The organism is Parabacteroides bouchesdurhonensis (assembly GCF_900186615.1).
In the GTDB taxonomy this organism is placed as follows: Bacteria; Bacteroidota; Bacteroidia; order Bacteroidales; family Tannerellaceae; genus Parabacteroides; species Parabacteroides bouchesdurhonensis.
Window position 1 is genome coordinate 1,139,230 of record NZ_LT896588.1, and the last position, 17,758, is coordinate 1,156,987.

25 protein-coding genes are annotated in these 17,758 nt (G+C 42.7%); 10 read left to right on the forward strand and 15 right to left on the reverse strand.

The window, feature by feature from the left end:
• The 3 genes from C1721_RS04960 to erm(F) form a co-directional block, all read left to right on the forward strand.
• Nucleotides 1-199, forward strand: a 199-nt coding sequence (locus tag C1721_RS04960) for a tyrosine-type recombinase/integrase (RefSeq protein WP_159063535.1), incomplete at its 5' end; no start/stop codon positions are given.
• Between the two features lie 296 nt (nucleotides 200-495).
• Nucleotides 496-1,083: a UpxY family transcription antiterminator gene (locus tag C1721_RS04965; RefSeq protein ID WP_102407388.1), complete on the forward strand. Its 588-nt coding sequence runs from the start codon at nucleotides 496-498 to the stop codon at nucleotides 1,081-1,083.
• Between the two features lie 10 nt (nucleotides 1,084-1,093).
• Complete coding sequence (erm(F), locus tag C1721_RS04970) at nucleotides 1,094-1,894, forward strand: 23S rRNA (adenine(2058)-N(6))-methyltransferase Erm(F) (protein ID WP_002682030.1); 801 nt, start codon at nucleotides 1,094-1,096, stop codon at nucleotides 1,892-1,894.
• A gap of 207 nt (nucleotides 1,895-2,101) precedes the next feature.
• On the opposite strand, the gene blaOXA is transcribed toward erm(F), so the two are convergent.
• Together blaOXA and C1721_RS04980 are read right to left on the reverse strand one after the other, a co-directional pair.
• Nucleotides 2,102-2,959, reverse strand: coding sequence for an OXA-1327 family class D beta-lactamase (gene blaOXA, locus C1721_RS04975; protein WP_005938297.1), 858 nt, complete (start codon nucleotides 2,957-2,959; stop codon nucleotides 2,102-2,104).
• 177 nt (nucleotides 2,960-3,136) lie between these two features.
• Entirely contained in the window at nucleotides 3,137-4,000 is an 864-nt protein-coding gene (locus C1721_RS04980) for an aminoglycoside 6-adenylyltransferase AadS (RefSeq protein ID WP_003013318.1), read from the reverse strand.
• Nucleotides 4,001-4,228: 228 nt separating this feature from the next.
• Between C1721_RS04980 and C1721_RS04985 the strand changes: the two genes are divergently transcribed.
• A complete protein-coding gene (locus C1721_RS04985; protein WP_005938300.1) occupies nucleotides 4,229-4,975 on the forward strand; it encodes a tyrosine-type recombinase/integrase in 747 nt (248 codons plus the stop codon).
• 67 nt (nucleotides 4,976-5,042) lie between these two features.
• Here the strand turns inward: C1721_RS04985 and C1721_RS04990 are convergent, their stop codons facing one another.
• Nucleotides 5,043-5,840 carry a sugar phosphate isomerase/epimerase family protein gene (locus tag C1721_RS04990; protein ID WP_270530567.1) on the reverse strand — a complete coding sequence of 266 codons (798 nt, stop codon included), beginning with the start codon at nucleotides 5,838-5,840 and terminating at the stop codon, nucleotides 5,043-5,045.
• Between the two features lie 217 nt (nucleotides 5,841-6,057).
• Between C1721_RS04990 and C1721_RS04995 the strand changes: the two genes are divergently transcribed.
• From C1721_RS04995 to C1721_RS05015, 5 genes are all read left to right on the forward strand, one after another.
• Nucleotides 6,058-7,191, forward strand: coding sequence for a sensor histidine kinase (locus tag C1721_RS04995; RefSeq protein ID WP_018452643.1), 1,134 nt, complete (start codon nucleotides 6,058-6,060; stop codon nucleotides 7,189-7,191).
• Nucleotides 7,192-7,208: 17 nt separating this feature from the next.
• Entirely contained in the window at nucleotides 7,209-7,475 is a 267-nt protein-coding gene (locus tag C1721_RS05000; protein ID WP_159063536.1) for a hypothetical protein, read from the forward strand.
• Complete coding sequence (locus C1721_RS05005; protein WP_102407390.1) at nucleotides 7,472-7,999, forward strand: GNAT family N-acetyltransferase; 528 nt, start codon at nucleotides 7,472-7,474, stop codon at nucleotides 7,997-7,999. The genes C1721_RS05000 and C1721_RS05005 overlap by 4 nt, the downstream gene beginning before the upstream one ends.
• A complete protein-coding gene (locus C1721_RS05010) occupies nucleotides 7,992-9,392 on the forward strand; it encodes a radical SAM protein (RefSeq protein WP_159063537.1) in 1,401 nt (466 codons plus the stop codon). Before C1721_RS05005 ends, C1721_RS05010 begins: the two co-directional genes overlap by 8 nt.
• Nucleotides 9,393-9,728: 336 nt before the next feature.
• Nucleotides 9,729-10,067, forward strand: a complete 339-nt coding sequence (locus C1721_RS05015; protein ID WP_102407392.1) for a hypothetical protein — start codon at nucleotides 9,729-9,731, stop codon at nucleotides 10,065-10,067.
• 34 nt (nucleotides 10,068-10,101) lie between these two features.
• Here the strand turns inward: C1721_RS05015 and C1721_RS05020 are convergent, their stop codons facing one another.
• Nucleotides 10,102-11,025 carry a DUF932 domain-containing protein gene (locus C1721_RS05020; protein WP_102407393.1) on the reverse strand — a complete coding sequence of 308 codons (924 nt, stop codon included), beginning with the start codon at nucleotides 11,023-11,025 and terminating at the stop codon, nucleotides 10,102-10,104.
• A gap of 45 nt (nucleotides 11,026-11,070) precedes the next feature.
• Nucleotides 11,071-11,361: a DUF4120 family protein gene (locus tag C1721_RS05025; RefSeq protein ID WP_102407394.1), complete on the reverse strand. Its 291-nt coding sequence runs from the start codon at nucleotides 11,359-11,361 to the stop codon at nucleotides 11,071-11,073.
• A 335-nt stretch (nucleotides 11,362-11,696) separates the two neighbouring features.
• On the opposite strand from C1721_RS05025, the gene C1721_RS05035 reads away from it, so the two are divergent.
• Entirely contained in the window at nucleotides 11,697-12,041 is a 345-nt protein-coding gene (locus C1721_RS05035) for a hypothetical protein (RefSeq protein WP_055172633.1), read from the forward strand.
• A 63-nt stretch (nucleotides 12,042-12,104) separates the two neighbouring features.
• Here C1721_RS05035 and C1721_RS05040 read toward each other — a convergent pair whose 3' ends face one another.
• From C1721_RS05040 to C1721_RS05085, 10 genes are all read right to left on the reverse strand, one after another.
• Nucleotides 12,105-12,818 (reverse strand): hypothetical protein, encoded by a 714-nt coding sequence (locus C1721_RS05040; protein ID WP_102409247.1) that lies wholly within the window; start codon nucleotides 12,816-12,818, stop codon nucleotides 12,105-12,107.
• 4 nt (nucleotides 12,819-12,822) lie between these two features.
• Nucleotides 12,823-13,155, reverse strand: coding sequence for a hypothetical protein (locus C1721_RS05045; protein ID WP_057281950.1), 333 nt, complete (start codon nucleotides 13,153-13,155; stop codon nucleotides 12,823-12,825).
• Nucleotides 13,152-14,222 (reverse strand): LPD29 domain-containing protein, encoded by a 1,071-nt coding sequence (locus C1721_RS05050; RefSeq protein WP_102407395.1) that lies wholly within the window; start codon nucleotides 14,220-14,222, stop codon nucleotides 13,152-13,154. Before C1721_RS05050 ends, C1721_RS05045 begins: the two co-directional genes overlap by 4 nt.
• A gap of 11 nt (nucleotides 14,223-14,233) precedes the next feature.
• Nucleotides 14,234-14,443, reverse strand: coding sequence for a hypothetical protein (locus C1721_RS05055; protein ID WP_022460391.1), 210 nt, complete (start codon nucleotides 14,441-14,443; stop codon nucleotides 14,234-14,236).
• 11 nt (nucleotides 14,444-14,454) lie between these two features.
• Nucleotides 14,455-15,051, reverse strand: a complete 597-nt coding sequence (locus C1721_RS05060; protein ID WP_102407396.1) for a hypothetical protein — start codon at nucleotides 15,049-15,051, stop codon at nucleotides 14,455-14,457.
• Between the two features lie 10 nt (nucleotides 15,052-15,061).
• Nucleotides 15,062-15,292 (reverse strand): hypothetical protein, encoded by a 231-nt coding sequence (locus tag C1721_RS05065; RefSeq protein WP_102407397.1) that lies wholly within the window; start codon nucleotides 15,290-15,292, stop codon nucleotides 15,062-15,064.
• Nucleotides 15,293-15,305: 13 nt separating this feature from the next.
• Nucleotides 15,306-15,887, reverse strand: coding sequence for a hypothetical protein (locus C1721_RS05070; protein ID WP_102407398.1), 582 nt, complete (start codon nucleotides 15,885-15,887; stop codon nucleotides 15,306-15,308).
• Nucleotides 15,888-15,926: 39 nt separating this feature from the next.
• Nucleotides 15,927-16,415 (reverse strand): DUF4313 domain-containing protein, encoded by a 489-nt coding sequence (locus C1721_RS05075; protein ID WP_102407399.1) that lies wholly within the window; start codon nucleotides 16,413-16,415, stop codon nucleotides 15,927-15,929.
• Nucleotides 16,416-16,446: 31 nt separating this feature from the next.
• Nucleotides 16,447-17,379: a hypothetical protein gene (locus tag C1721_RS05080; RefSeq protein WP_102407400.1), complete on the reverse strand. Its 933-nt coding sequence runs from the start codon at nucleotides 17,377-17,379 to the stop codon at nucleotides 16,447-16,449.
• Between the two features lie 84 nt (nucleotides 17,380-17,463).
• Complete coding sequence (locus tag C1721_RS05085; RefSeq protein WP_102407401.1) at nucleotides 17,464-17,751, reverse strand: hypothetical protein; 288 nt, start codon at nucleotides 17,749-17,751, stop codon at nucleotides 17,464-17,466.
• Nucleotides 17,752-17,758 lie beyond the last annotated feature (7 nt).

Consider the following 17,758-nt stretch of genomic DNA (forward strand, 5'->3'; position numbering starts at 1 on the left):
TTTGAATTTGCCAATACCATTGACCATGTACTGTGCCCGCCATTCCTGGGCTAGCATTGCACGAAGTGAAGGAATACCGATTTCAATTATTAGCGAAGGGATGGGACATGATTCGGAAAGTACCACACAAATTTATCTTGCTTCTTTAGAAACACAGGTAATAGATAAAGCCAATCGCAAAATACTGAAATTGCTGTAATTAAGAATTATACAAGAGGAGTCATTCAATGGACTCCTTTTTTGTTGATGTGTCAAATTGTTTAGGTAAAATATCTATCTCCTTGTAGGAGATGAGCATATATCTGCAAAAATAGTTGTTTTCTAGCAAACTCAATTCTTTTTTAAGGACTTTTTTTCATACTTAGACAGAAAAATTCCCTAATACTCTTGTTTGTGTGACAAAACTCATACAAATACACACATAATATCATAATTATTAACTATATAATAGAGAACACTCATCTCCTACAAGGAGATGAAAAAAATAGCAAGAATATGTGTGTCCAAGATGTATACCACAAGGGAGAAGAATCGTTTGCCAATGGGACAAACGACCGCGAAGCGTGCCCAAAACGTTGGATTGCCGTTCTTGTTCAAATGAATTGTGAGAAAAAAACAGCTACCCAATTGGGCAAGGCAGGTTACGAAACTTATATTCCCATACAGCAAGAAATACATCAATGGAGTGACCGGAAGAAAAAAGTCAACCGACTCATTATGCCAATGGTCGTGTTTGTTCGTGCAACAGTAAATGAAGAAGAATGGTTGCGCAGCCAATCGTATATTTTCAAACTCTTAGCTTTACCTGGTACCGATGAGGATAAAAAGAAATTTGCAACTCCTATTCCCGATTATCAAATTGAGCGTCTGAAGTTCTTGCTTGAAAAAGCAGAAAGTGAGGTAACTATTGTTGCTAATCTAACAATTGGAAATGCTGTTCGAGTGATATTTGGTCCATTGAAAGGGCTTGAGGGAGTGGTTAGTGAGGCTGATAATAAAAGTTCTATCGTAGGAGTTATGATTGATGGACTAGGCTATGCTTGTGTGAAAATTCTAAAGACAAATATCGAAATTATCCTGTAAGAAGTTACTAATGACAAAAAAGAAATTGCCCGTTCGTTTTACGGGTCAGCACTTTACTATTGATAAAGTGCTAATAAAAGATGCAATAAGACAAGCAAATATAAGTAATCAGGATACGGTTTTAGATATTGGGGCAGGCAAGGGGTTTCTTACTGTTCATTTATTAAAAATCGCCAACAATGTTGTTGCTATTGAAAACGACACAGCTTTGGTTGAACATTTACGAAAATTATTTTCTGATGCCCGAAATGTTCAAGTTGTCGGTTGTGATTTTAGGAATTTTGCAGTTCCGAAATTTCCTTTCAAAGTGGTGTCAAATATTCCTTATGGCATTACTTCCGATATTTTCAAAATCCTGATGTTTGAGAGTCTTGGAAATTTTCTGGGAGGTTCCATTGTCCTTCAATTAGAACCTACACAAAAGTTATTTTCGAGGAAGCTTTACAATCCATATACCGTTTTCTATCATACTTTTTTTGATTTGAAACTTGTCTATGAGGTAGGTCCTGAAAGTTTCTTGCCACCGCCAACTGTCAAATCAGCCCTGTTAAACATTAAAAGAAAACACTTATTTTTTGATTTTAAGTTTAAAGCCAAATACTTAGCATTTATTTCCTGTCTGTTAGAGAAACCTGATTTATCTGTAAAAACAGCTTTAAAGTCGATTTTCAGGAAAAGTCAGGTCAGGTCAATTTCGGAAAAATTCGGTTTAAACCTTAATGCTCAAATTGTTTGTTTGTCTCCAAGTCAATGGTTAAACTGTTTTTTGGAAATGCTGGAAGTTGTCCCTGAAAAATTTCATCCTTCGTAGTTCAAAGTCGGGTGGTTGTCAAGATGATTTTTTTGGTTTGGTGTCGTCTTTTTTTAAGCTGCCGCATAACGGTTTGGCGCTTGGCGCAGTGGCGGATTTTGGAGCACAAAACTGTCAATACACCACAAAAGTTGATGCGAGGTAGAATGTTCAATTAACCACGTCACCCGCCATTGAGCCAAACGCCTGTTACCTGCTGGCATTCTTTTAAATTATATTCAAGTCTTTAAATACTTTTTTGGTAATTTCTTTTCTGCAACTTCCGAAATCAGACCTTTTCATTTTTCTGTCTTGTAAAAGTCTTGTTGCAAAAATATAAGTCCCATTTTTGGTCTCAATGTACCCTGTCCACCAACCTGTATTGATGTTATTTTCCCTTGTCCAACCTGTCTTAGCCCTTATAGTATATTCTTCATTTTGTTCCGTAATCATTACGTTTTTAACAATGTCAATATTTCGCTTAGAAAAGGGTAATTTTTCTTCATAAAAAGATTTTACAAATTCGACCTGATTTTTAGGCGAAATTGCAAAGTCTCCAAAATTCCAAAAATCGGCTTCAGTTTGGGATAAATTATTGTTTCCATACTTGCTCTCTGCGAGGTGTTTTCTATAGGTATCTTTTCCGATTTTCTTTGCAAGTTCTACAAAAACCCAACCTGCTGATAATTCAAAGGCTTCTTTGACTGGCATATCGTGATAAATTTCGGGTCTATAACCATACTTAACTGTATCTGTACTACCAACCCATTTTATTATTTCGTTTTCATCTTTGATAGTATTAGTTTCAAGAGCAATCAATAAATTTATAATCTTGAATGTAGATGCTGGAAGCGTTTCAATTTCTAATCCAACTGTGTCCGATACAATCCATTTATCATTTCTAATGTCATAAATAGCAATTGTGCCTTCAACTCCGCAACTGTCAAAATAATTTTGGAAGTCGCCCCGTATATTTATGTCGTTCTTAGCCAAAATATTTGATTTTCCATCTGCTTGTCTGTTAGACGAACATCCATAAATAAGGAAAAGTGTTACAATAAAAGAAAATAAACTTTTTGATTTCATTAGTTTCTTGAATTTACGGTTTGGTTTTTTATGCTTGCAGGTAACGTGCCGCGTATTGGCGATGGGCGGGATTTTTAGCACTGAACTTTAATCGAAGAACAGAAGTTGAATTTTGCACTTCCGTTGATACGAAGCCGTTCAGCCCGCCTATTGCCAATACGATGTTGTACGACGTAGTTATGTTTTGGGTTTTAGTCCAGCTAAATATTTTCGTATGTCATTTTCTAATTTATCCGGGTATTTGTACTCTAATTTTTTTGACAATTCAGTTCCTATTTCTGAAACTAAATCAGTCATTGAAAATAGAGCAGTCCAATTTTCCTTTATATCGCTCCCTGAAAATGTTTGTTCTGTTTTAGCCCACATTTCCTGGTTAAGATACTTTTTGAAAAGCCGTCCATATTTATTGGTCGTTATGTTCCAATTGTGTTCACTTGCAATGTGCCATTCAATTAAAGGAATTAAATATTCTGTGCGAATAACGGTTTCCGACATAAATTTCGCATAGAATATTTCATCTCTCACAAGACACTTTGCCACGTAAGTTGTGTCCCACCAAAAATCGTTTATTAGATTTTGAAACTCTTTTTCAGACGGTTTTTTGATAATGGAAATTTGATAAGTTGGTTTCAGCATTTGCTTTGTAATACCATCTTTATCAATTAAAATTTTATAACCAATATCCCAATCTTCTGGTAATTCTTTCTCTTGCGTTTCCTTTATAAATTTTGATTTGCTGTAAAGTTTAAAATCTACTTTCACACCGTCTTCATAAAGTAGCATTTTCATTGCGTGTTTATGGTTAAAACAACTTTCGTCTTCTTCAATCATAGCAATTGGATTTCCGAATTTAAGCGTCCAGCTTTTGTCTGAAATGTAATTTGTATTATCCTCAAAAACAAATTCAATGTCTAAATCACTAAATTCGTCAACAAGTGCTAAAGGATTTACAAGTGAACTTGTCAGAAGAAGAACTCTTACATCTTCGTTTTTCTCCGACCATTCTATAATTGTTCTTAACTTTTCTTCTCTGACTTTCATTTTGTTTGGTTCGGTTTTACTATGTCGTACAACGTCTTATTTACGCAACAAATATACAACATTCGTAAATACAAACCATATAACATTCGTAAACCGATTTGTGAGTAAAAGTGGAACTCCTTGATATGATATTGATAGAGAGAAGGATAAGCACGAAAATAAACATAGAATTATTTTGCATTTACGAATGTTTTGTTATCTTTGCCACTCACACTTATAACCGGAGGCATGGATGTTGACAGATTGATACTTGAATTTGAGCGGAAGCTCGTCTTGCAGCGCTACAGTGCGAACTCGATCGCTAACTACAAAAGCAGCGCGAGGAGCTTCCTTGATCTTGCGAAAAGGAAATTCTCGCATCCGGCTGAAATCGACGAGTTGGCGGTTGAGAAATATGTGCTGTGGAAAATCGAGAGGCACAGGATCGGCAGTTCTCACCAGCGCATGATAGTGGCGTCGATCGACAAGTTCTACAAGTCGATTTATGGCAGGGAGTTAAAGATAAAACACCTTTATCCGTCGAGGAGGACCTTTGCGTTGCCCAATTGTCTGAATATAGATGAAGTGAAAAGGATCATCGACGGCACCGAAAACATCAAGCACCGTTGCATGATCAAAATGCTTTATGGATCGGGGCTGCGATTGAGCGAACTGATCAATCTGGAGATAGCCGATATTGATTCTGCCAGGATGCTGATCCGCATCGTCAAGTCCAAGGGGAACAAAGACAGGGTTGTGACGCTCCCGGAATCCATTCTGACTGATCTTCGCACCTGTTACATCCTGCATAAGCCCGATGTATATCTGTTTGAAGGGCAGTGGGGCGGCCCATATTCGGCAAAGTCCGTGCAGATGGTTGTCAAGAACGCCGCGTCAAGAGCCGGAATCAGGAAGAGAGTCACGCCTGGATGCGTTCTGAATATTTTTCAACTCCCGACCTCCACCTCAAGTGGGCATCCGAGTCAAATGTCATAAAAAAAAGGGATTGCATTCGCATCGGAACACAAACCCTTTCGAGATAAAGAGAGAATGAAATTATCTTTTATTTTTGTCTGTCGCTCGTTGTGGCTACCACGCCCCTGAAATAACCGATGGATTCGGCAATTCCGATGAACGGATCCTTCATGTTGCGTTCGTGCTCCAAACTGACGACGCCGTCGTAGCCGGTTTTTCGGAGCATCCTCACGAATCCGGGGATATCAAGGATTCCCCGGCCGACCTCAACCGAATATCCCGCTTTTGAAGCTCCGGTGACATCTTTCAGGTGAATGTCGAACACGCGAGAGATGTATTTCTCCAAATCGGCGACCGGGTCTTTTCCGTTGCGTCTGTCATGACCGATATCCAGGCACATGCCGATGCGCGGGTCCAAATCCTTCACGTTTTCCCAAACGTCGTCGGCATCGGGATAGAGCGGCATGTCGGGGCCGTGCAGGTGGATGGCGTAATTGAAATCGTATTCCTTCACCTTTTTATCCAGATAAGGAAGCAGGTCGTAGTTTGGAACGCCGACGATCAGCTTCACTCCAACCCGTTTGGCATACTCGAATGCGTTGTCGATTTCCTGCTCCGTTTTCATGTAAATCGGTCCCACGGCATAACCGGTAACTCCCTTCGATTTCAATTTCTCGTGGAAATCGGCAATCTGTTGGTCGGTGCTGTTGAACGGCAGATGAAAATCCTTGATGCAGAGGTAGTGGACATCGCATTTTTCCAATGTCTGCAAGGTCTTGTCCAAATCGAAATTCACGAAAGTATAACCCGCCATTCCCACCTTGAATTTCTCGTAGGTGTCGGCAGCCGGTTGCGGATCGGGTCGATCTTGCGCGCTGATCATCATCGAAACGACGATTGCGGATAAGAAGAGGAGTAATTTTCTCATGACTTGCAAATGTTTTTACGTGTACGAACACAAATGTACGATTAAATATCATATGCAGGCAATGAATCAAATGTTTGTTATAGATATTTACCTTAATAAATTTAAAAATCACTTTTGTTCAATAAATCCCCGCTTTTTTCGTTACTTTGCATGCGGATTAAACGGATATGTCGGCATGATTGATTTCAATTCTCATCAATGGATCAAGTACGGTTTTGTTGCTTTTGCAGTGGCCATTGCATTGGCTTCTTTGTTGTTCTCCAACAAATTGGTGCGGGAACTGACCATCGAGGAGCGCAACAAGATTGAAATCTGGGCAAAAGCCACCGAGCATCTCGCCACCGAAACCGATAACAGCGACATGAACCTTGTGTTGCGGATCTTGCAGGGCAACACCACCATTCCGGTTATTTTGTACGACAAATCGAACCGAAGTTTCATTGTCAACAACATCAAACTTCCCGACAAAGGGCGGGACAGGTTTCTTCAAAAGAAAATGGAGGCATTTTCCAAAAAACGAAATGCCATTGAACTCACCGAACTCAATCAATCTCTTTATTACGATGATTCCTACACGCTCAAGCAGTTGCAGGTTTTTCCCTATGTGCAGCTGGCGGTGATAGCATTTTTCATCGCGCTGGTGTTCTTCGCCCTTCGCAATTCGTTGAAAGCGCAGCAGAACCGGGTGTGGGTGGGATTGTCCAAGGAGACGGCACACCAGTTGGGAACGCCGATTTCATCGTTGGTCGCGTGGATCGAGTTTTTGAAGCTGAAAGATATCGATCCCGCTCTATTGTCCGAAATCGACAAGGACGTGCATCGCTTGGAGATGATTGCCCGGCGTTTCTCGAAGATCGGTTCCGCCACGGATCTCCGGCAGGCAGATTTGCGCGAGGTTGTCCGCCGATCGTTAGGTTATATGGAAAAGCGGATTTCCGATAAAGTGCGGATCGATCTGGATTTTCCCGAACATGGGGTGACGGTTACCGTGAGCGAGCCGCTTTTCGATTGGGTGATCGAGAACCTGTTGAAAAATGCGGTGGATGCCATGGGCGGCGAGGGAACGGTTTTGTTCCATATTTCCGAAAGGCGGGGAAAGGTGCTTTTGGATATTTCCGATACTGGAAAAGGTGTCCCGAAATCACAGTTCAAAACCCTTTTTTATCCCGGATTCACCACCAAGGAGCGTGGTTGGGGACTTGGCCTGTCGCTTGTGAAGCGGATTGTGGAGGAATACCACAAAGGAAAGATTTTTGTGAAGGAATCGGAGCTTGGGAAAGGAACCACGTTCAGGATGGTGCTGAAATGATTATATATCCCTGTGTGATGGAACGTCGCATTTGCCATGGCAATTTAAGAGACCATTCTTTGACAGAGATTATTGACAAGAAATTGGTGAATTTCTCAAAGGAAAATGTAAAGGAATGCAAACAATGCGAATTCAGACATATCTGCAAAGATTGCCGACCTGATTCCATATCGATGAAAATAGATGATAAGCCATGGTACTGTTCGTACGATGTGGAGAAAGGTGAATGGGCAGACCCAGATGAGTTCATTGGTCAAATTTTGGCGTTGAACGAACAATCATGAATTACATAATTCGAGATATTTGCATTGAGCAAGATTTGCTAAAATTCCATAAAGTGCATTCGGATGCCAATTCGATGCTGTATTACGGAATGGAACCTGCTAGTAGCATTGATAAATCGCAAGAGTTGCTGAATGCTTATGCTTCTGCTGTTGCACAAGGCAAAATGATTATTAAGGTAATTGCAGATGCTACCACATCGGAATATGTGGGAGAAATTGGATTATTCAATATAAATGAGTTGCATCACAGAGCAAATTCATATTGTATTTTATTGCCGGAATATCGCAAAAAAGGTATCTCAAAATACATTTCCAAAGAATTCTATAATATGATATTCACGAGTACTTCGATAAACAGAATACAGGCTTATACAGATAGTAGAAACGTTAATGCGAAAAAGTCTTTGACAGGAATTGGTTATCAGTACGAAGGTAGGCTATATCAATATGAGTTTGACAAAGGAGAATATATTGATATAGATGTCTATTCGCTATTGCGTAAAAATTATTTCAGTAATGAATAATAATGAAAAAAATTGCAAAATACTTTCATGGATTTCTTGGAAAACATATAATCTTGGAACAATTGAGAAAACATTGATATTTGAGCAACATACACAGAGGTATTATCTGCTAGATAATAAGGCATCTGTTTGCTGGAATGAACTTCAATACAATAATTCCCTTACTTACGATAGCGCACAGGTTTTGCAACTGCTTATTGATGATGGCATTATTCTGATGAATTGTTCAAGCATAGACTTGGAATGCAATGAAAGTCACATAAACAAATACATTAATATCCCTCAGGACTTTTGTGATGAAATAAAATCTAATGGTTATATTTTTGATGCACACTGGGATATTACCAATAAATGTAATGCTAAGTGTATCCATTGTTATAATCAGCATGCACATGATGGAACAAGAAATACTGTCAATGACGAGTTGACATTTGATGAATCATTGAAACTTGTAGATGAGTTAGATTATTTAGGGGTTTTTAGATTGGTTTTGTCAGGAGGTGAAGTGTTAACGAAAGACTATTTTATACCTCTAAGTAAATATATAAGAGAACGACATATACAATTAGTTATATATACCAATGGAATTGCCCTTACAGATAACATGTTAGCTAATTTAGTAGAAATTCATCCATCTACAGTATGTTTCAGCGTATATGGGGATAATGATATGGTACATGACTCTATAACCCAAGTAAAAGGTTCATATAAAAGAATCATTAGTGCATTATCACACCTTAAAGAGTATAGTATAGAAACCTGTCATAAAAATACTCTTCTTCTATCCAATTATCATTGCTGGCGTGATACTTTAATTAAAGGAGGTACATTGGCAAATCATTCTTTAATAAACTGTACTATATACCCATCAATGGATGATGCTAAAATAACAAAATTTTCACTTGGAGAATCTCAATTATGTGAACTCGCATTATCACCAGATAGCCCTATTTATTATAAACGGAAAATAGTAGGTTCATGCAATATTTTTAAAGATAAAAATATCACTCCATGCTATAATACAACTAATATGATATATGTTAATCCTAATGGAGATGTTTATCCGTGTATAGCATTTCCTTGTGTAATAGCCAGTTTTAGAAGAGGGAATATAAAGGATTTAAAACGCAATAATAAGAGAGAAAAATTTGAGTGCAATTTTGATAAAATGAACAATATTGATCGGCTTGATAATTGGCGTTCTTTAAAAATATCGGATCTGAAAGAATGTGGCAAGCATGATTATTGTCGTTTTTGCATTGATGTATGCCCTGGAGATGCATATTTACTGACAGGCGATCCTTTACAAGCAGCCGAGAATCATTGCATAATAGCTAAAGCAAGATATGGAGCGTTCCTACAATATAATGACGATATATGTCTAATGAATTGAAATCTATTATTTTCAAACATCAGAAATCATTTGTAAATATTGAGTAATAAATAATATTATTACTATTATTAAAACTATTCATTGTATAATGAAAAATAGTTTGATTAATTACTTCTTTCTATGATTGAATAAATAACAAAATGCCTCCTGTATGATGTATGAGTAGTAGTAAAGACATGAAGTCATAGCGCCACATTCTATTACAAAGGAATATAGCATATGGCATTTATAATAAGCTAATTATTTTAGTATTTATTTTGACGGAATTAGATTTACATTACTAAAGGAGTCCAGTCCAAAGCCACGTTTGGATTGTGTTTCGCATTAAAAGTAATAATGAAACCGAATAAGGAAGGCAATATTGATTTTGAGGCATGGATAAGCATTGTCAAGCAGCAGTTTTTCCCGATCTTCCTTACCGTATGTGTGTCTTATCCGATTGCCATAGCGCAAATATGTGGGAGGATTAGGCTGGCAAAACTGGATGAAAAGACTATAGAAATAGCTGAAAGAGCGATGTATCAATATAGAAATAACCTTGCTATCCTGTTCTTGACAGGTTCAGGATCATATCCTAACGACCTCTTTCATTTGGAGTTCTTAGACGATATTTATAAGTTAGCAGAGCCGTTTTGCAACATTAAAGGTCTCAAAACAGCTCCAAAAATAATTTGACACAGTTTATTTACATTACTATATTTGCAAAAGCTCAGTTAACTAAAACCGCATCCTGTATTTCCACCTCTGAGGGCAGACGGGAAAGCAGGAGTTCCGCCATTGCCCCGTTCTGCGGAATCAGTGCCGGGAAGTCTGTTCTGCCAGGCTTATATATCTCAGTCGCTACGTTATATAAATCCCAAGCGGTAATCTGTCCCTTTTCGCGGGCCAGTTTCAGTACCTCTTCCGTGAAGATGGAAATCTGGCTTTGGTTCAGCGGGTAGGTTTCCACGGAGGATGACAGGTTCCTGTCTGAACTGTCATGGGAGACACGCAATGCTGTCAGCAGCCCGATATACATATATACTTCCTCCAGTAAGACGATTCTGCGTTTCAGCCGCTGAATCCTTGCAATGTCCTCGTTCATGTTCACCTCGAAGTTGGCCAGCCATCCGTCCACCGTCTCGAATACCCCTTCAGTTGTCACCTTGTTCTTTCCGTAATTGCAGATGCTTCTTTCCGGTGACAGGATACACTGGTTATGGCATACTTTCACGCACGGGCCTATGGCCGCTTGTATGCCGTCCTGATGGTAGGCGACGACCAGCGTAGTCGTCAGCTCGTCCGTTTCCCAGTCCTTGATACGGATGGTCGCGAAGATGCGTCGGAGGATGTGGGCTTCCACGGCCTTTTCCCCGTGTGTCTGTTCCACCTGCGGGAGAATGCTCACTCCCGGCTGTGTCTTGTTCCTGTTCTGAGCAGCGAAGATTTCCTCCACCTCGTAATCTAGGTTGTACTTCTCGCAAATGTCCATCATACGCTGCAGGACCTGGTAGTGATAGATGCCCTGGACAGGCTTGCCGTAGATATCATTCTCCTTGTAGGTACGCTGGAGAGTCTCGAAGTTCATTACTTCGATTCCGTTGTTCTGAAAATCAAACTGCTGTTGTTTTTCCAATACTGCCATTGCTTCCATAATCTTGAATTTTATAAAGTTAATACTATGATTGTCTATCTTTTTTCAGGTATGTATCTGCCATCCGTGGAACGGTCCAAGTGTCACGGCAAAAGACCGGTCGGGTATTCCGTGATAGAGCAGACCGCCTACGATGCCGATGCTTCCGTCGGGATAGCGTTGCGTGAAGCCGAACGAGTACGGGGCATGGTCGTAATAGAGCGAGATTTCGCTTGGATGGTCTGGATTCTCCTCCCATTTTTTCAGTCTGTCCAGACAGTTCTGGAGTGATGTGTCACCGATGGATTCGGCGTAACGCTTTACATTCTGGAAATGTTCTTCATTCAGGATTTTCATGACTCATTGTATTTTATCTGTTAAACACGTCCGGCTCCGGGAGCCGGTATTTTTTATTTTTCACCTGCCTGACTGTCCCGTGACCGTACCCGCAAGGTTTGGCGAAAGAAAATACCGCAGCCACCGGCGAGGATGATTTTCTTTCAGCCAACCCCATAGGGGCCTGACCTTGTCCGGGTACGTTGGACACGGGACTACCTTTGCAGGGAGGAAAATAAAATATACAGGTTGTGTGTCGTTGTATCTTCTTGCAGGTATGTCGGTGAGAAACCCATTGATTTGTTCGTCTTTGACAAAGGAATGGTGTACTTTTGCAAATCCTAATTTGAAAAATCATGGAAGATTATATAAAGAAAGCTGCGGATGCTTTCCTTGTGGAGCGTCCGTATGGTATGCGCGTGGATTACAGTAAGCGAGGATACGTGCTGTTCAACCGTAATCTCAATGTGTTGGGCAATGGGGAACATGCCCGTCTGGAGGAACTGCCTCTGGAGGATTTTGATGTGGACGAGATTCCCCTGGAAGGTGAAATCATAAAGGAACATGCGGGTTTTACCGATGTGTTTTTCTATTCGGACTGTACCAATCCCTATGCCGGGTATGTGCTGGATCTGAGGAAACTCAAGGCCTATAACCAGTTTATCTATCCCTTGGCAATGATACTGAACAGGAAGCTGTAAATCCTGATATGTCCTGATAATAGCGGTAACAGTTGCATAGGATGGCTGTTACCGCTTTGGATTTTATTGGCTGATTTCATCTTCGGCAAGGAATGCAAGATAGTCTGTTACAGCCTTATGACATCCGGTAAAGTCGGGAGTACGGCGGCCTTTGTATTTTCTGAAACTGACGGTTCCGTTCCGGTCGATTGCTGTTACATGTCGGTTGAATGTCCCTTTGGTTCTGATATGGATGTCAAAGCCGTCCCTTCCTGTGATTTCAAGAAACATTTCTGCCGTTATTTTCTCACCGTTCAGGAAATTCCGTTTGTTTTCGTCGAGTTGTTGATGCCATCGGGATTCTTTCTCCTTTCTTTCCTGTTCTTCTTTTCTTTTCCGTTCCAGACGCTTTTCTTCCTGCCTTTTTGCATACGTCTCACGGGCCTGTACCAAGGGAGTGGAGTCAAGACCGAGGGCGTTGAATACATGGACAGACAAGAGGGGGATGATTTTTCCATCCTCCGCATCCTTCAGGATGTTTTCAATCCAGTTCTTGCAATAGGCTGCCGCTTCTTCCCGGTGACCCTCCTTGTCAAGGATTCTGCGTGAATACTGTCCGCAGGAAAAATGGACATCACCTATCTTGCAGATTACATGGAAACTGTCTTCACTTTCGTTTCCGTATTCGTTTTTTCTTGCCAGCGAGATGAATACATTCTCCGCATACGGTTCAAGTTCCATGTATGGGGCAACGATGGTGTTGCCGTCAAACTTGTATTTCAATACTTTTGCTTTCATATTTCTATTCTGTTTTTCTGTCGGTACATATTCCATCTATTATCTCATTCTCTTTTCTCTCACCTTTGAGGAAGGCGAACAGCCACCGGAAAAAGAACGGGGCTTGGTCTGTCCCCAGCTGTGAGCTTTCCCCGTTACGGGTGGCGCATATTGCAAACCGTCCCAGTCCGAGACTGTCCTGTGGCGGTACGATATGGAATGACAGATCTTCCGTACCGTTGATATGAAGCCCGCCACGGTAGGTGTAGAAAGTCTTTGCGGCTCTACTGTCCGTATCAATGTCCACCCGGCTGTAGCCGCAGCGTTTCAGTTCTCTGATGATTTCCCTGTTTGTCATAATTGTATCTGTCTGATTGGATTTGAAATGTTCTGGTGTACTGTCCCCGTATTTGGGGATATGCCGTGTTCTGACACCCACTTCCGGTATGCCGTGGCATATTCCTGCCTTTCCCGTTCCAGACTGCTTTCCGTCTCCGGAGTATATCCGAGCAGGCGTATGTATCCGCCGTTGCAGCCTGTCAGTTCGCAGTGCATTCCGGCTGCCTCCAGTTTTCCGATGCGTTTCTGTGCCGTCTTCGCGCTTGAATACTCCTTGGGCCAGAAATAATGTTCTCCCTGTGAGCCGTAAAAGTCTTCTCCGAGTATCATTTCCCCGATATGCTTCCGGCTCTCGATGAAGCCGAAACGCGCCTTGCCCAGTGCCTGTCGCATAGCCTTGTGTGCAGGTCCTTCAGGATACCTGAACACTTCAGGAGTGTCTTTTCCCGTAATCTTCGGCAGTTCCATCTGGTACGGCTGTCTGTAGCTGCCGATTCCGAGCGTGAGGTAGAAGTTAGTGTGGAAATAGTCGGTCATGGGGTCGCTTTCATCGAAATTGTATGACATCACAAAATCCCTGACGTTTGTCATCACGTCCTTGGCCCGGTCGGTCAGACTGTCCGATGCCTGGATGTTGTAGTGGTTGATGTCTCCCTGTATTTTTCCGGACTCTTTGGTGAAAGCCTCGAAGTCCGCTTTCATCAGCCGAATAAGGATTGAATTGTATCCGTCCCTGCGGACCGAGAAGGTATATCTCGGGTAGGTTTCCTTGAGCCATGCCCTGACCAGTTCCGTGATCTCCGGTGCGGACTGTCCGGTATAGTTGTGTCCTTTCCAGCGGTATTCATTGTACACATATTCGGTGTATTCCTTTGCGGTGGCACCCTGAAAGTCGTGTTCGTAGCCTGTCGGGGCTGTGGAAACGCAGGGCTTGTCTTTCCAGACCTCGAACAATTTTCCGAATTCGGTGTTCACTTGCTGCATGAGGGCAGTGTCACCACCCTTGTCCGGGTGGTGAAGCATTGCCAGACGGCGGTATTCCTTTTTCAGGTCCGCCAGAGAGTGTATGTTTTGAAAATAAGTCATAGTTGTAGATATTAAAGTCCCGCAAGACGGTTGATGAAATATATCTGCCAGTCCTGGTCGAGTCCGAGGTTGCTGCACGCGATTTCGAAGTCTTCGCCTCTCAGGTCGTTGTCTGCCTGAAGTTCCTGCAGGTTCCTTATCTCGTCGTCCAAATATTCCTGTGCCTCTTCCTTGCCGCAACTGCATGAGTTGCAGATCAGGTCAATGATGTTCCGTGCCATAGCCGTTGTATTTAGTTGTTTGTCAGGTATATGTTCCGCTTCTCGTCATAGTTCTTGTCGTTCCACCATTCGTCGGCGGCCTCGGCGAATGTCTGCCCGGAATTGGCCGGAGGGAAATTGGATGCCTTGAATCCGGTCAGGTATTCAAGGTCATCGGTGCTGTTGGATTTCCACCATTCCTGCATCTTTTCCAGAAAGGATTGTTTGGAGCAGGTCTCCACATTGTCCTCGCACTGGGAACACCAAATGTCATCGTCCACGTCACTATGGTATTCATTCGTGTTTACATCCACCCATGCCTGGATTTCAATCTCTGTTGAACCGCAGTCACTGCACACCTTGATTTTGGAATCGTCCGGGTGTTTGCGTCTGGCTTTGCCGTCATACAGGCTGACGGCCCGTTCCACCAGCTTTTCCCTGTAACGGTCCGTCAGTTCCGCATAGAACCGTTCAGCGGCTCCGAATATTCCCTTGTCCGTCATCAGAGACCATTTTTCCCAAAAGTGTGGGTGCATTTCCTTGAATACTGTCCTGCACTCTTCCTCGCACCAGGCATTCCACATATAGTAGAAGAAGCTGGAGACTGCATTTTCCGCTTGATATTTCATAATGTTGTTTTTATTTAAGGTTATACATCCTTGCAAAATAGCTGTTCACTTCAGGTATCCTTTTCTTGTAATAGGGCTGGTTGTCCCTGCACCAGTCCGCCAGTTCCTGCTTGTTCCTGAAAGGTTCTTTCCAGCTTTGCCCGCTCATGATCATTTCCACCTGCGGGGCCAGCTCCCTGATGAACGCTCCGACAGTCCATCCTTCCCGAATATGCCTGTCCATGTTGATTTTTGTTGCCATATCGTCTTTTATTTCAAGAGTTTCCGTTTATATTTTCAAGTTGAAGCCTTACTGCTTCGTACATTTGATTGAGCCAATCAATATTGCTGGCTCCAAGGTCGTAGGGAGTGTAGCAGGCCACTTCGTCCCCGCTTTCCTTCTCCAATGCGATTACTGTCATACTATCCTCCGTAACTTTAAGCTTCGTTACCCGGCATTCATATGGATCGCCGTTTTTCCCGAACCAGATGACCCATACCGGATCGTCATTGCTGTCACAGAATGAGATTTCTTTCAGTCCGTGCGTATCAAGCAGCTCCCTGATGGCTTCGATTATGTCCTTACGCAGTTCTTCAATCCTGTCGCTGAAACACATGGACGTGTATCTGACCTTGCCTTTGTCAACCCGTTCCCTGAAAGAAAGGATCTGCATGTCAGGGTGACTGCTGAATCTCCAGTCTGTCACCTCGTCATCATCGCGGGTAGTGTGGATGTTTCCGCCCAATACCAGACCGCAGTCTTCCGTTACAATTCTTTCCGCCTCGTCGCGGTCTTCCGCCACGACCTTGTAGGTACCCTCGAAGGTGTACCTTACTCTTACATCGTACTTTGCCATAATTCCTATGATTTGGTTAATGATTTCTATTGTTGATTCTTATTCTTGGTTCTCGAACGATTCCGGTGACAACCGGTACAGTTCAGCCAGGTTCAGTTTGGCCATCGGGTATTCCACCCATCCGCTTTTGCGTCTGTATCCCGTATCTTCGGCAAGGCTGTTCCTTATGAGGAATTCCATCGCTTCCGGATTGTTGTTTATGTCAATGAATGCCTGGTCGGGAATCCCGAATGCCGGGGAGTCTTCCAGATTGACGGTAAGTACCGTGTATAGTTCCCCGTTGTCCGGTGATTCCAGACTCAGAACCGGCCATCCGTTCGGGTAGAAGCCGGTGACAAGCATGAATTCCTTTTCATGGTACCGGAATGTCCTTTCAGACCGGTTTTTCCCGGATTCCTGAATTTTGAAGTCGTCTTCTCCTTCAGTGAATGTCCTCACCGGGCAGGACACATCGTAATGGCAGCCGTCTTCGTGTCCGCACAGGTATTCTTTTCCCTTGAATAGGATGATTGCATATTTCTTTTCCATGATTTGATATCTTTAAGTGACCATACTTGATTTATGAAGCGACAAGACCTATCTTTTCTCCGAAGAAGGAATCGCATACCCCGTACACATGCTTGATGGAGCATTCATATTTTGAGTTCTCGCTGTCAAGACGGAAGCGGAATCCGTGATAGTCCCTGACTTCCAGTTTCAGTCTGACATCTTTCAGGAGTTCCATTTCCAGGAGACTTCCACCGCCGTACATGGAGCTGAAGATGCCGCAGCAGTTGCCTTTGGGAATAATGACTTCCCCAAGCGAGAATCCGGCATCATAAAGTTCCTGCAGGCTTACCTTGCCGATATAGGTCAGCAGGTTGGCACCGCAGCAGGAGTTGATGAGTTCATGGTAGAACTGTTCATAGGATACCTGTTCCTTGCCGTCCCTGTATTTTTTGTCGGGGAACCGGCCATATACCGTGTAGCCTTTCTCCACCAGCATTTTCTTCACTTTGGCTGGATTGAGGTTCAGCGCGTCTATCATATCCCCGAAATAGGATTCCTTGTACCGGTATCCTTCCTGCGATTCCAGCCAGTTGGAATTGATGCAGTCGTAGTTTGACAACATCTCGACACGCACGGGGATGTCATCCGTGTTTTTGAGAAGTTCTTTCAGCGTGTCAGAGTCGTTTCTGTCATAGATTTCTTCCCTGATTTCGTCTTCGTGTTCTTGAAAGAACTTGTCCACTTCCTCTTCCCCGAAATCATGGAAACGGATACATTCATCCTTCAGCTTTGAGACGATTTCACGGACAGCTTCCCATTCCGCATCACTGTACCATTCATCAACTTTCTCCCACAGACTTTCACAGCTTCTTTCTTCCAGACACTTCTGGATGGTGTCACGGCAATTGTCGAGATTGTCATTGTAGTCCACCCATACCAGCGTGTAGGACTTGTCCATGAGGGATTTCACGAGTTCCATTGTCAGTATTTCCTGTTCTTCCATTTCTGTTACCTGTGTACGACAGGATTCAGTTTCCCGTACATGTCGTTTATAAATGAGAAGAGCGACCTTTCGGCCGCTCCCTTATCATCTGTTCTCTTCCTTGAGCCTTTCATATTTCTCTGTTTCCATTTCCGTCTCGCCGTCGAAGTGGAAATGTGCCATATGACCGTATCCGGTCTTCGGCTCACCGCCGCACTGGTGCAGGGCGGTATCTATTTCCCAGTCGGTGTCACCGATGCCGAGGGATATGTATGTCCCTCTGAGCATACACCCGGCCAGCCTCAGTGCGGCATCCTTCCTTTGTTCCCTGCGGAGCCTGTCAAATGCCGCGAGCGCGATTTCCCGGTTGGGTATTTTTACCGTAGTTTCCATATCGTTT